Consider the following 14,469-nt stretch of genomic DNA (forward strand, 5'->3'; position numbering starts at 1 on the left):
CATCCCACGAATAGAAAAATAAAAATCAATCTTTGCATACTGCGGTTGAAATTACAAAAATTGAACCAATGATGATGTTATTCTGAACTTGTTTCAGAATCTTTTTTTGATTTAACGTTGAGAATTAATCCGTAAGCTTATAGCCAAACCCACGGACATTTATAATTTGTATGCTTTCATCTTTTTGAAGCTTTTTCCTCAATTTGGTAATAAAGACATCCATACTTCTAGCAGAGAAAAAATCATCGGTTCCCCAAAGTTTATTCAATATTAAAGAACGGTCTAAAACCTGATTTTTGTTTTTTATCAAATGAAAAAGCAAATGTGCTTCCCTGTGAGTTAACTGTATAACCTCTTCATTTTTATATTGCAATTGTTGTTTTGGAAAGTCAAAAATAAATTCACCAAGTTCCAATACTTTAGATGCTTTCTGAACTTTTGTTCTACTTATAAGATTATGAATTCTAACAATCAACTCTTCCATACTAAACGGTTTCTTAAGGTAATCATTTCCGCCAATAGAAAACCCTTCTACCACATCTGCCGTTTGCGATTTTGCAGTTAAAAATATTATAGGAATAGTATCATTTATAGTTCTTATTTCTTTTGCCAAAGTAAAACCGTCTTTTTTAGGCATCATAACATCAAGCACTAAAATTTCTGGTTCATCAGACTTGTATTTTTCGAAAGCTTTCTCACCATTTTCGCATAGAATCACCTCAAAATCTCTAGTTTCTAGACTTTCCTTTATAATTTGACCAAGTGCAGCTTCATCTTCTGCCAACAGTATTTTTATCTTCTGATTATCCATTTGGCAAAGTGATTTTAAAAATGGTTAAATCTTTAGTAACATCTACAGTTATAGAGCCGCTGTGCTTTTCAATGATTGTTTTAGTGTAATACAAGCCAATACCAAACCCTTTAACATCGTGTGTGTTTCCTTTTGGTACACGGTAAAATTTTTCAAAAATGCGTTCCTTATTTGCTTTTGAGAGGTTACTACCATTATCTGAAATCACAATTTCAAAAGTATTTTTCTTAGGAAAAAAATCTACTGAAATTAGATTTCCTCCATATTTTACAGCATTGTCTAAAATATTATTTAAAGCATTTTCAAAATGAAAAATATCAACTGTAGCTTCTAAACTTTCAACTTTAAAACTTGTATTAAACTGCTTTTCTGCAAATTGAATTTTATAACGATCTACCAAATTTTTTAATATATCTACAACATCAATTTGCTCTTTATTTAACTCAAGGTTTTCGCTATCTAAAGTTGCTGTTTCTAATAGCTTTTCAACCATAATATTGAGTTTTGAAAGCTGGTCTGAAGACATATTTATATATTTTTTTGTCTTCTCTTTATCCTCTATAGCATTAAAGTTATTAATACTTTCCAGAGCTACACCAATGGTTGCAATAGGTGTTTTAAACTCATGTGTGATATTACTAATTAAATCATTTTTTACTTCGGCAAGCTGCTTTTGGTGTTTTATGATTTTAAGCAAGTAAAACAGGCTACTTATTACTGCCGCAATAAGTAAGGTTGATATAAGGATACCACCAAGACTGCGTTTTAAAACTGTTGATGTTTCGTTGGTGAATTCAACTTTGAGTTTACTCTCTTTAGGTAAAAAAGTAGATTTTGAAGTTGTACTTAAGTTGTATTTATTCTTTGACTCTAAAACTTTTACAACAGAGTCAGCTTCTTTTTTTAATCCATTTTTTATATTCTCTTGATGAAAAACAAGCTTACTCTTTATATCAATGTTTTTTCTAGCAAGTTCATTATTGAATAAACTATCTACTTCTTCAATATCTAAACTATCATTACTTATAGATATCATAACCTTAGACGTTAGAATTTCAAAATTTGAAAATTCAATCTTTCCTCCGTTTAGCTTTATGCTATCCATTCGCTTTTTAAAAGTATCCTTGTTAAAGGTTTTATGTAGCTCATCATATCTTTTAGACATGGAATCTGCCTTATAACCTTTAAAAATTGAAATACCTTTAATTGATTCAACATCAAGAGAATCTAAATTACCAAGTGGATTATCGGAATCATCGATATTTTTTAAAATTTTTTGTAATTGACTACCTTCTCCAAATACATCTTTTTGCTGATCCTCTTCAATAAAAACGCCAACAGTAGTTCTTTCTGCCAAAGCCGTATAATAATCATCAACAGCTTTATCTAAACTTATTTGTACTTCATTTATGAGCTGCTGTTTATTGGCTAGATAGTTTTTGTAGTTCCAATATACCTGAATTCCAATGGTTGCTACTATTACGGTAACAATGGTATATAATATCCAACGGTATGTATTATTGTTCATACTTCAAAAGTATAAAGTTACAACTTACAAATACTAATTGGTTAACACTCGTTAACGTTAGTTAACTCAAAAACAGATATTAGGTTGTGATATTTGTGATGTATTAATCATTAAAAACGACAGTTATGTTTAAAAAAGTATTGACAGGCATAGCGTTAATAGTAGCTTCAACAAGTATAGCGCAAACTATTAATGTTGAAAAAACATCAGAAGAACGAAAAGCACACATCTATGAAAAAGCAGAATTAAAAAGCGTTAGTATTGAAGTCTCTGTTGATTCCTTAGAAGAACTAAAAACTACAGTTACAAAAAAAGACATTAAGGAAATACTAGATCATTCTGCTCCTAATGAAGAAATCACTTTTAAGATAGTTTGTAACGGAAGAAACACTGATGAAGGTTTAAAATCTCACGCTACATATGAGATTAAAGGAAATACAGACGACAAGGATTTTTTCTTAAACCTAATAGGAAAAGTACGTAATGCAGCCATCAAATATTATAAAAGTTAAAAATCAATCAAAAAATGAACACAATTATTAGAGTTTTAGTCATTGCGTTAACGGTAGTATTTTCTACCGTTAATGCTCAAGATTTTCAAGGCATAGCAACCTACAAAACACAACGTAAGGTTGATATTAAGTTCGATAGCACCCAAATGGACTCTGACATGCATGAGCGCATGGTAGCCATGATGAAAAAACAACTTCAAAAAACCTTTAATCTTACTTTTAACAAAGAAACCTCTACCTATAAACAAGAGGAAGGACTAGGCAAACCACAAGTTGGTGGTATGGGTGATGTTGAAGTCATGGTTATTGGCAATGGTGGTGGCGACGATGTTCTTTATAAAAACACCAAAGAAAATCGCTACGCAGAAGTAAGAGATACTTTTGGTAAAGTCTTTCTTATCCAAGATGAGCTAGAACCTATTGAATGGCAATTAGAATCAGATACTAAGTACATTGGAGAATATCAATGCTACAAAGCAACCTATACCAAAATGGTAGAAAAACCAAGAACCTTTTCTAACAATGCTTCTACCGACGACAATGAAGAAGAAAATAAAGAACCTGAAATGGAAGAGAGAACTGTAACGGCTTGGTACACTCCTCAAATTCCTGTTAGCAATGGACCAGATGATTACCAAGGTTTACCAGGTCTTATTTTAGAAGTACATGATGGAGATCTCACAATAATTTGTAGCAAGATTGTCTTGAATCCAAAAGACAAAATTGAAATTGTAGAACCAACCAAAGGAAAAAAAGTTAACCGAGAAGACTACGAAGAAATCATGGAAAAAAAGGCTAAAGAAATGATGGAACGTTACGCACCAAGAAACGGAAGAAACAATGGTGAAACCTTTGAAATTAGAATTGGTGGATAAACCATTAACATAAGTTTAACCAAAGACATTTTAACTTTCTTGCTCCTTTAGAGTCTTACATCCATTAATCCAGATTGCGATAGTGTTAATATTATCACAAACAAAAATCACTATTCAATCATTACTTAAATTTGTAAGAATAATTTAATACTCTAAAGATGAAGACATCAGTTCTAAAACGCGCATTACTTTTATTTTCAATTTGTATCAGCGCAAACACATTTGCTCAAGATTTTCAAGGTAAAGCTCATTATATGTCTAAAACCACAATGGATTTAGATCAATGGGGAGGACGAGACATGTCGGCAGAACAAAAAAAGCAAATGCAAGAGCGTATGCGAAGTTTTCTTGAAAAACAATTTGTACTCAACTTCAACAGAGAAGAGTCTATTTATAAAGAGGAAGAAAAACTTGAAGCACCTGGCAACCGAGGATTTAGAGGTTTTGGCGGAAGCTTTACAGCTGGTCCAAAATATAAAAACGTAAAGACAAAAGAATTACTTCAAGATCAGGAATTCTTTGGAAAACAGTTTCTAATTAAAGATGAATTAAAAAGTCTTGAATGGAAGATGGGCACCGAAACCAAACAAATAGGTCAATATACTTGTTTTAAAGCTACAGCTACAAAGCCTGTAGATCAGTTCGATTGGAGAAGCATGCGAAGAAGACGATCTGATGATGACAAAAAGGAAAGTGAGAAAACAAAAGATTCGACACAAACCAATAATCCTATAGAAGATATAGAAGTCCCAAAAACAATAGAAGTTGTGGCTTGGTACACACCTCAAATCCCAGTTAATCAAGGACCAGATGATTATTGGGGTTTACCTGGATTAATTTTAGAAATCAACGCAGATAGAACAACTATTCTTTGTACTAAAATTGTTATTAATCCTGAAGAAAAAGAAGAGATTGAAAAACCTAAGAAAGGTGAAGAAGTAACTCAAGAGGAATACACAAAAATCATCACAAAAAAAATGGAAGAAATGCGCGAGATGTATGGCGGTCGTGGTAGAGGCGGACGCCGAAACTAATTAAACCATAGACTATTGAGTATTCTTAACCTAAAGCTAAACCGTAAGAAATGAAAAAAATATTAATGCTACTTTTTGTAGTAGTATCAGGTAGTGCCTTTGCACAAATAAAAATGGAAGGTATTGTAAAAGATAGTATTGGCACACCTTTAGAACTTGCCAATGTTATTGCTATAAACCAAGAAACTAATGCTCTAGAATCTTATGCCATAACTAACGACAAAGGTAAATACGTTCTTTCTTTAGGTAAAAATGGCAAATACAAAGTACAAGTCAGCTACATAGGATTAAAAACTTTTGATGAAGCTGTTACTACTCAAGAAGCAGATATCATAAAGGATTTCACGTTAATGCCAGACAATTCTCTAGACGCAGTTGAATTGACTTACGAAATGCCAGTAACGGTTAAGGGAGATACTTTGGTTTACAATGCTGATTCTTTTAAAAATGGAAGTGAACGTAAACTCGAAGATGTCCTAAAAAAATTACCAGGAGTTGAAATTACATCAGATGGAAAAATAGAAGTTGAAGGTAAGGAAGTTAGCAAGCTTATGGTTAACGGTAAAGATTTCTTTGACGGTGACACTAAATTGGCTACCAAAAATATCCCTTCCAATGCTGTTGATAAAGTTCAGGTTTTAAGAAACTATGCCGAAGTCGGGCAATTAAGCGGAGTACAAAATAATCAAGATAATGTTGCTATAAACATCAAATTAAAAGAAGGAAAAGAAAACTTTTGGTTTGGAGACGTTACAGTTGGTGCCGGAACAGCTCCATCACCTAATGATGAATTGTATTTGGTACAACCAAAACTCTTTTATTACAGTCCAAAGTATAGCGTTAATGTTATAGGCGATATGAATAATATCGGTGAAGTAGCTTTAACCAACAGAGATTTAAGGAACTTTGGAGGTGGCTTTAGAATGCCAAGTAGAACAAGTGGTACTAACATTAACCTTGGTGATAATGGACTTGGAGGATTGACAAACATAGCTAGCGCTCAAGAAGTAGTTACAAAACTTGCTGCTGCTAATTTTAGTTATTCACCTAACAAAGCCTTGGATTTAAGTGGATTTTTAATCTACAACAGCTCTAGAATGCGTACACGCGAGGAAAGCTATATCGACTACTTAGAACTAGAAGAAGGTGCCGGAGATGTGGCTCCAGATGAAGAAACTACCCAAATAGGTAGAGAAGCCACAAATCAATTCTTAGCAAAACTTAGTGCAGCATACAAACCTAATGTTAACAATCAATTAGATTATGATGTTTTAGCTCGTTTTTCTGATGATGAAGAACGTCAGAACCTTTTTTCATCAATAGTAGGTAATACAAATCAACTTGATGCAGCTACCCCTTTTAGTATCAACCAGAACTTGAACTACTATTACACCTTAAATGAAAACAACATCTTTGCTTTTGAAGCACAACATTTAATTAAAGATGAAGATCCGTTTTATAATGCACTATTAGTAAATGACCCAACTAATAATGATGATACTGACCAAGATGCATTTGATCCTACAGCTGAAGTATTAGGCTTTAATTTAGATCAAATGTCTTATGATTTAAATCAAGATAGACGTGTAAAATCTAATCAATTAGATGCAAAATTAGACTACTATAATATATTGAACTCTAAGAGTAACATCAACTTTACTTTAGGAACAATTTTGAGCAATCAGAAGTTTAACTCTAACATTTTTCAATTCTTAGATGATGGTACACAATTTGAGCCTAACCCAACATTACTAGATACTAATGGTAACTTATTATCTACTACAAATGATGTAGAATACAATTTTAGTGACATCTACCTTGGAGTGCATTACAGGCTTAAATCTGGAAAATTCACTTTTACACCTGGTGTATCACTTCACGCTTATAGCAACAAAAACACTCAAGATGGCGAGACATTATTTGATGATAATTTCTTTATGGTATTACCAGATTTTGAAACTCGCATTCAATTTAAAAAGAGCGAAAGTTTAACGCTTAATTATAGAATGAATACATCTTTTACGGATGTTACTAATATTGCTGAAGGTTTAGTAATGAATAATTACAACAGTTTTCAATATGGTAATCCTGAATTACAGAATGCATTATCACATAATGTAAGTTTATTCTACCAAAGTTTTAACCTTTTTAACTACACCAATGTATTTGCTGGTGCTAACTATAGTAAAAATATAGACCAAATTCGTTCATTGACAAATTTTGAAAATGTTATTAGAACAGGAACATTTTTTAACTCAGCTTTTGCCGATGAAAGCGCTTCAGTTTTTGGTAGAGTACAACGTACATTTGGTAAAGTTAGAGCTAGCTTAAGAGCTAATTTCGGATACAGTAAGATCAATCAGTTTGTACAAGATACAAGATCCGTAAATGAGAGTTTTTCACAAACATACACTCCAGAAATTAGAACTAATTTTAGAGAAGCACCAAACGTAACATTTAGATACAGATATAGTATTTCACAAAACGATCAAGGTTCTAATACAACTAAATTTACGACTAATGCTCCTTCTGTAGAGTTTGATGCTTACATCTGGAATTCGGTATCCTTCTTAACCGATTTTTCTTATACCGAACAAAATAACGGTCAAGGACAAAAAGACGCCTTTAGAACTTGGAATGCTTCTTTAAGATACAGAAAAGATAAAGATGCGAAATGGGAATATTCTTTAATTGCCGCAAACTTGTTGGATATAGATTCAAATATAAGTAATGGAGCAAATAATATTTCAGTTTACAGTTCAGAAACCTTTGTACAACCTCGGTTTGTTACGTTTAGGTTGACTTATACTTTATAGAATAAAAAAAGCCTTCTCTGGTTACTGAGCTTGTCAAAGTAGAGAAGGCTTTTTTATTCTTAAGAACCTGGTTTATTCATTTCTTAACGTATGAATTACACCTACTACTGAATGTAAATTACCATCTAAACCCATAAAATTGCCACTAAAATTAACATCAATATATTCTCCCACATCCCCAAAATTAGTGATGTAACTTGTAACATCATTATTAGGGTCATCACCAAAAAAAGGCAACTCCTGACTTTCAGAACCAAAACCTATAGCATCATTAAAGCCTGTTACAGTATATTCACCTGTGTAAGGTGGGTTATCATTTAGCCTAAATTGAAAATAAAAGCCGAATTGCTGGTTATTAGAATACGATGAAATACTCAATCTAGGAATCATATCTCCATTAATATAGAAACTGGTACTAATATTATCTGTAAAAAGTACTGAATCACCATCATCAATAGTATATTGTATAAACTCTGTAATTGTGTTACATGCTGTAATAGTTCCAATATTAGTAATTGGCGAAGAGAATGTATAACTGATACTATCTGTGCTCTGTAAGTTGACAAAATCACTAGCTTCTACAGAGAACGTAACATTATCTGAACATCTTAACAAATTGATTTCAAAATTCCCATTTGTTACGGCATCAGTAAAAACTTGAGTTCCATAACCTATTTGAACATAACCATCTGTAACAGCATCACCACTACACGTGTTAAATGTACCAACTACCGTTTCCTGAATAACATCTGGATTGTCAGGTACAATAATCGTAATACTTGAATCCATTGTAAAAGGTCCAACCGTTTCTGTATACAAAGGTGCGTCACCACACAAGTCGTAACTGTAAACATTAAGCACTAAACTTTCATTACTTGGCACATAACCACAAACTTCGCCATTCTCATTGGTGTAGCCATATGTAGTACCAAAAGTTGTACTAGTAATAGATACAGCCATGTTTGCTAACGCCGTATTATCCTCATCTGTAGCTGTAAGACACAGTGTAATAGCTTCTGCAGGAATATCACAGTTCCAAAAACTAAAATGAGATACTGTACCAACATACATGTTACCTTCAAGTGTTGCTTGTCCTTCTTCTTTCCAATAGCCATTAGCTTCATCAAAATACCAAAGTGGAATAGTTGCAGGAGCTATGCTCATTAAACTAGCATCTACAGGAATTTTAATTTCAGAAGTTGAGCCTTCTGCTAAATTTAAATCTTCACCACCAGAACCTCTAAGTTCTACAGCCAACATTCCTAAAGTTTGTAACATACGTTCCGCTCCACCCTCGTTTTCGGCATATAGCATACCTGGCATTTGCATTGGCATATCTTCATCTGCTGGATCTAAATGGTGCATAATAACATCTACAGAACCTGAATAAGCAGTACCATCTTCTTTTATAAAGTTGCCATCAAAACTTACTGAACTACCATCTGCTGAAGTCACCGTTTCACTAGATCCGCTAATAACGGTTCCAACTACAGTTTCTTCAAGAAGCATAATAGTAACTTTGTTGGTTCCGTTTGAAGGTACTATACTTCTAGAACCATGAATATATCCAGCTTTTTCAGCTTTAACATATCCGAAACGCTGATTAACAGTAGCATCATTTATGATAAAAACACCATTACTATCAGTCATGGCCGTTTCGCCACCAATAGTTATTGTTGCTCCTTCAATAGGATTATGATTTTTATCGATAACTGTTCCTAAAAAGTTTCTAGATATTTCTGAACCAAAATATTCTGAAAATGTATCTGGAATATTTTCTTGTGGATCATTAATTGTAGAATTACCATCATCTTTTTCACAGGATGTTAAAGCACTTAATAGGATTAGTAGGGTTAAGATAAGATTTGGAAGCTTTTTTAAGTTTTTCATAATAATTGATTGTTTTGATTTTTTGTTCATCTAAGAACTTTTGCTCTTTTTAATAAAACAGTCAATACACTGAAAACCCTACCCTTAAAAATAAAAAAGCCTCATAAATCATATGAGGCTTTTAAATACTAATAATTATAGTTGCAAACTATTTTGTCTTTTCAACTTTCTCAATTACTTTTTTAACCTTTACTTCTGCATGACCATTCTCTTCATTTAAAGCATCTATTTGAGATTTCACTTCATCAAGTGTACCTTCAACTTTTCTTTCTTCAATAGTTGTAACACCATTTTTGGTAGTCGAACTTTTAATAATACCAACAGCACTTTCTGCTTCACTGTTATCATTAATCTCTACAGTAACTTCTTTAGTAATTTTAGCATCTGTCATAGCCAAACCTTCTTCAGCATCATGATTTCCTAAAATAGGAGCAATAACTAAACCTACTAAACATGTTAACTTAATTAAAATATTCATAGAAGGTCCTGAAGTATCCTTAAATGGATCACCAACAGTATCACCTGTTACGGCTGCTTGATGAGGAGGTGAAGGATTATCATCTTTATGCTTGTAATACGTTTTTCCATTAATTTCCACACCTGCTTCAAATGATTTTTTAGCATTATCCCATGCACCACCAGCATTATTTTGGAAGATTGCCCACATTACACCACTCACACAAACTCCTGCCATATATCCACCTAGTACTTCTGCACCAAGTAAAAAATTATCGTTCACGATTGCTGTTCCAATTCCCATTACTACAGGAGTTACTATAGTGATAAGACCTGGTATAATCATTTCTTTTAAAGCTGCCTTTGTTGAAATATCAACACATTTACCATATTCTGGAATACCTGTACCTTCCATAATTCCTGGTATTTCTCTAAACTGTCTTCTTACTTCTTCAACCATTTGTCCTGCTGCTTTACCAACAGATTCCATAGCTAAAGCTGAAAAGATTACAGGAATCATACCACCAATAAATAGTGCTGCTAACACAGGAGCTTTGAATATGTTTATACCATCAATACCTGTAAATGTAACATAAGCCGCAAATAAAGCTAATGCTGTTAATGCTGCAGAAGCAATTGCAAAACCTTTACCTACTGCCGCAGTTGTGTTACCAACTGAATCTAAAATATCTGTACGTTCACGAACATGTGGTTCTAATTCACTCATTTCAGCCACACCACCAGCATTATCTGCAATAGGACCAAATGCATCAATAGCCAACTGCATTGCTGTTGTTGCCATCATTGCTGAAGCCGCTAAAGCTACACCATAGAATCCTGCTAAAACATAAGCACTCCAAATTGCTACTGCAAAAAGAATTACAGATAAGAATGTCGATTTCATACCAACAGCCAAACCAGATATAATATTTGTAGCAGCACCTGTAGATGAATTCTTAACGATTTTTAAAACAGGTGTTTTACCTAAACTTGTGTAGTAAGCCGTAACCATAGAAATTAAAGCACCAACAGCCAAGCCTATGGTGGCAGCATAAAATACATGTCTAGAAGGAATTGTTTTTAATCCCTCACCGAAAAAGTTCATTTCCATAGTCATTGGTAACATCCAACGAATTAGAAACCATGAAGCTACCCAAGTGATTCCTATTGAAACCCAGTTACCAGTATCCAAAGCTCTCTGAACTACTGATTCCTTAGCATCATTACTAGAAATACGCACTAAGAACGTTCCTAAAATCGAAGCTAAAACTCCTACACCAGCTATTACTAGTGGCAAAAGAATTGGCCCCATATTATTAAATGCATCAGTAAAAGGTGCACCTGTAGACATGTCTCTTATAACATAGTTACCAAGTACCATAGCTGCTAATACTGTAGCTACATAAGACCCGAATAAATCTGCTCCCATACCTGCAACATCACCAACATTATCTCCAACATTATCAGCAATAGTTGCTGGGTTACGTGGATCATCTTCTGGTATACCAGCTTCTACCTTACCTACCAAATCAGCGCCTACATCAGCCGCTTTTGTGTAGATTCCACCTCCAACTCTGGCAAATAATGCTATACATTCAGCACCTAATGAAAAACCTGCTAAGGCTTCAAGAGCAATAGTCATTTCTTCATAAAAAGAACTTTCCCCAGTTACAAACATTTTAAGAAAAACAAAAAAGAATAAGCTAATACCCAAAACTGCTAATCCTGCTACACCAAGTCCCATAACAGTACCACCACCAAAAGACACTTTTAAAGCGTGAGGCAAACTTGTTTTAGCCGCCTCTGCGGTTCTGGCATTGGCATCAGTTGCTATTCGCATACCTATATTTCCTGCCAAACCAGAAAAAACTGCTCCAAAGACAAAAGCCACGATGATTATCCAGTGTGTGGTCGGCACCAAATACGACACTATTCCTAAAGCTACAGCTGCCATTATAACAAATATTAGAAGTAGTCGGTATTCAGCAGCCAGAAATGCTAACGCTCCTTCTTTAATAGATTTAGAAATACCTTGCATTTTCTCATCACCTGCAGGTTGTTTTTTTACCCAAGACATTTTAACGAACATAAACACTAGTCCTACAATCGCTAATACCATTGGTACATAAATTATGTTTGATTCCATAATAGATTATTTATTTGATAAGTTTTTAGTTGGGTAAATGTAGTAAAACCAATTATATTTTACGAAAAAAGCAATATCAATTGCTTGATATTGCTTTTGTGTTAATTTTTAAGCTAAAAAATTTAGATATCTAAATCGTAAATGTACGCTTCTTTTTATGATCACTTTCATCATAACGTTGCACACACTCATGGTAGATTTTTCTTGCTTCAGCAGCATCTCCCCATCCACCTGTATCAACTTTCTTTTTCTCTAAATCTTTATATACCTGAAAGAAATGTTCTATCTCCTTCAATCTATGAGGATTTAAATCACTTATATCTTTATTATTACTCCAAATTGGGTCTGAAACCGGTACACAAATAATCTTTTCATCTGGTCCTTTTTCATCTGTCATATGGAAAACACCAATAGGTCTTACTTCCATAACTACCATAGGATAAGTTGGTTGATGACCTAAAACCAAAACATCTAAAGGGTCACTATCTAAAGCTAATGTTTCTGGTATGAATCCGTAATCCCCAGGGTACATCATTGAAGAAAACAACATACGATCAAATCTGATTTTATTTAGAGTAAAATCATACTCATATTTATTACGACTTCCTTTAGGTATTTCAATTAGGACATCAAAGGTCAATTCTTGTGTTTCTGACATATTTAATTTTATTTTTATTGCTATAAATATCGAATTTATAAGCGTTTGCAAAGATAGTTTATTGTTTCTTTTATTACAATGTAATCTCCATATAAGTGTGCAAATTTGATATATTTATTTTATTACACTAAAATTGTTTTGGTTTCATTAATACCTGCTTTAAATTTTTAGTGTTCTTAAAATTTCATTGTAATCATTTTGATTTAATCTCGACAAAAGCCTTATATTGATTTTTCGTACAAAAATAAAATACTATTATGTCTAAAACATATTATGATCCTGCAGATTTAAGAAAATTTGGAAAAATCTCTGATTGGAACGAAGAGCTCGGCAGCAAATTTTTTGATTATTATAATTCTGTTTTTAAAGAAGGTGCACTTTCTGAAAGAGAAAAATCATTAATCGCTCTTGCAGTTGCACATACTATTCAATGTCCCTATTGTATTGACGCTTATACTGGAGATGGACTACAAAGAGGTATTACTAAAGAAGAAATGATGGAAGCCCTTCATGTTGCCGGAGCAATACGAGGTGGAGCATCTTTGGTTCATGGTGTGCAGATGATGAATAAAGTGAATAAATTAGATGGATAAAATTTCCTTTTGATTTATCCTAACGGAAACCATCCATATTAATCTGAATTGTAACGCAAGAGAGCAAAACATTATTAATGATTACCAAATCTTTACATAAACGCAATAGCGATTTAGCAAAAAGTAACAGACAGCTAGAAATTCTTTCTAACGGAATATTTCAAAATGGTGAACTTCCTAAGTTCAAAGATAAAATTGCTGAGACCAATCAATTTCCGTTAAAAACCAAAAAACTTGAAATCCTTCAAATTAATGTTGGATACATGTGTAATCAAGTATGCGATCATTGCCATGTCGATGCTGGTCCTGACAGAACAGAAATAATGACAAAAGAGACCATGCTACAATGTTTGGATGTTATAAAAAATACTGGAGCACATACTTTAGACTTAACAGGCGGAGCTCCTGAAATGAACCCTAATTTTAGATGGTTTGTTGAGGAAGCTGCTAAAGCAGGCATTAAGGATTTTATTGTTCGTTCTAATCTTACCATCATTAGAGCCAACAAAAAATATCTTGATTTACCTGAGTTCTTCAAAAAACATAATGTCCATGTAGTAAGCTCTATGCCACATTGGACACGCGGAAAAACTGACAAACAACGTGGTGATGGTGTTTTTGATAAATCCATTCAAGCTTTACAAGAACTCAATGCTGTTGGTTATGGCATGCCAGAAAGTTCATTAAAATTAGATTTAGTTTACAATCCATCTGGTGCATTTTTACCAAGTAACCAAGCTTCTATGGAAAAGGATTTCAAAAAAGCATTGCTAGAAGATTTTGGTATTCATTTTCAAAACTTATTTGCCATTACTAACCTTCCTATTAGTCGATTTTTAGATTATTTAATTGCTTCTGAAAATTACGAAGACTATATGTATCAGTTAGTAGAGGCTTATAACCCAGTTGCTGTTGCCAATGTGATGTGTACCAACACACTTTCCGTAAGTTGGAATGGCTATTTATACGATTGCGATTTTAATCAAATGTTAGAACTTCCTGTAAATAGTAAAATTAAGCACATTTCGGAATACAACGAAGAGATTTTAGAAGGCAGAGATATTGTGATTTCCCAGCACTGTTATGGTTGTACGGCTGGTGCAGGTAGCAGTTGCCAAGGAACAGTTGCTTAGGCTCAAAAAAGGAATAT

General features: G+C 33.3%; 11 protein-coding genes. 6 read left to right on the forward strand and 5 right to left on the reverse strand.

Features of this window, described 5'->3' with window-relative positions:
- Nucleotides 1-124: 124 nt before the first annotated feature.
- Together QGM60_RS03755 and QGM60_RS03760 are read right to left on the reverse strand one after the other, a co-directional pair.
- Nucleotides 125-811: a response regulator transcription factor gene (locus QGM60_RS03755; RefSeq protein WP_281138917.1), complete on the reverse strand. Its 687-nt coding sequence runs from the start codon at nucleotides 809-811 to the stop codon at nucleotides 125-127.
- Complete coding sequence (locus tag QGM60_RS03760; protein WP_281138918.1) at nucleotides 804-2,339, reverse strand: HAMP domain-containing sensor histidine kinase; 1,536 nt, start codon at nucleotides 2,337-2,339, stop codon at nucleotides 804-806. The genes QGM60_RS03755 and QGM60_RS03760 overlap by 8 nt, the downstream gene beginning before the upstream one ends.
- 125 nt (nucleotides 2,340-2,464) lie before the next feature.
- Between QGM60_RS03760 and QGM60_RS03765 the strand changes: the two genes are divergently transcribed.
- The 4 genes from QGM60_RS03765 (at nucleotide 2,465) to QGM60_RS03780 (ending at nucleotide 7,576) form a co-directional block, all read left to right on the forward strand.
- Nucleotides 2,465-2,851, forward strand: coding sequence for a hypothetical protein (locus QGM60_RS03765; RefSeq protein WP_281138919.1), 387 nt, complete (start codon nucleotides 2,465-2,467; stop codon nucleotides 2,849-2,851).
- Between the two features lie 14 nt (nucleotides 2,852-2,865).
- The gene (locus QGM60_RS03770; RefSeq protein ID WP_281138920.1) at nucleotides 2,866-3,726 is read left to right on the forward strand and encodes a GLPGLI family protein; all 861 of its coding nucleotides are present in this window, start codon (nucleotides 2,866-2,868) and stop codon (nucleotides 3,724-3,726) included.
- A 158-nt stretch (nucleotides 3,727-3,884) separates the two neighbouring features.
- Complete coding sequence (locus QGM60_RS03775; protein ID WP_281138921.1) at nucleotides 3,885-4,760, forward strand: GLPGLI family protein; 876 nt, start codon at nucleotides 3,885-3,887, stop codon at nucleotides 4,758-4,760.
- 50 nt (nucleotides 4,761-4,810) lie between these two features.
- Nucleotides 4,811-7,576 carry a TonB-dependent receptor gene (locus QGM60_RS03780; protein WP_281138922.1) on the forward strand — a complete coding sequence of 922 codons (2,766 nt, stop codon included), beginning with the start codon at nucleotides 4,811-4,813 and terminating at the stop codon, nucleotides 7,574-7,576.
- A 72-nt stretch (nucleotides 7,577-7,648) separates the two neighbouring features.
- Here QGM60_RS03780 and QGM60_RS03785 read toward each other — a convergent pair whose 3' ends face one another.
- From QGM60_RS03785 to QGM60_RS03795, 3 genes are all read right to left on the reverse strand, one after another.
- Nucleotides 7,649-9,466, reverse strand: a complete 1,818-nt coding sequence (locus QGM60_RS03785) for a hypothetical protein (RefSeq protein WP_281138923.1) — start codon at nucleotides 9,464-9,466, stop codon at nucleotides 7,649-7,651.
- A 148-nt stretch (nucleotides 9,467-9,614) separates the two neighbouring features.
- Entirely contained in the window at nucleotides 9,615-12,068 is a 2,454-nt protein-coding gene (locus QGM60_RS03790) for a sodium-translocating pyrophosphatase (protein WP_281138924.1), read from the reverse strand.
- A 130-nt stretch (nucleotides 12,069-12,198) separates the two neighbouring features.
- A complete protein-coding gene (locus QGM60_RS03795) occupies nucleotides 12,199-12,726 on the reverse strand; it encodes an inorganic diphosphatase (RefSeq protein ID WP_281138925.1) in 528 nt (175 codons plus the stop codon).
- 257 nt (nucleotides 12,727-12,983) lie between these two features.
- On the opposite strand from QGM60_RS03795, the gene QGM60_RS03800 reads away from it, so the two are divergent.
- Both QGM60_RS03800 and arsS read left to right on the forward strand, forming a co-directional pair.
- On the forward strand, nucleotides 12,984-13,319 hold the full coding sequence (locus QGM60_RS03800; protein WP_281138926.1) for an arsenosugar biosynthesis-associated peroxidase-like protein: 336 nt from the start codon (nucleotides 12,984-12,986) through the stop codon (nucleotides 13,317-13,319).
- A gap of 77 nt (nucleotides 13,320-13,396) precedes the next feature.
- A complete protein-coding gene (arsS, locus tag QGM60_RS03805) occupies nucleotides 13,397-14,452 on the forward strand; it encodes an arsenosugar biosynthesis radical SAM (seleno)protein ArsS (RefSeq protein WP_281138927.1) in 1,056 nt (351 codons plus the stop codon).
- Nucleotides 14,453-14,469: the final 17 nt, after the last annotated feature.

Source organism: Winogradskyella sp. SYSU M77433, assembly GCF_029911945.1.
GTDB lineage: Bacteria > Bacteroidota > Bacteroidia > Flavobacteriales > Flavobacteriaceae > Winogradskyella.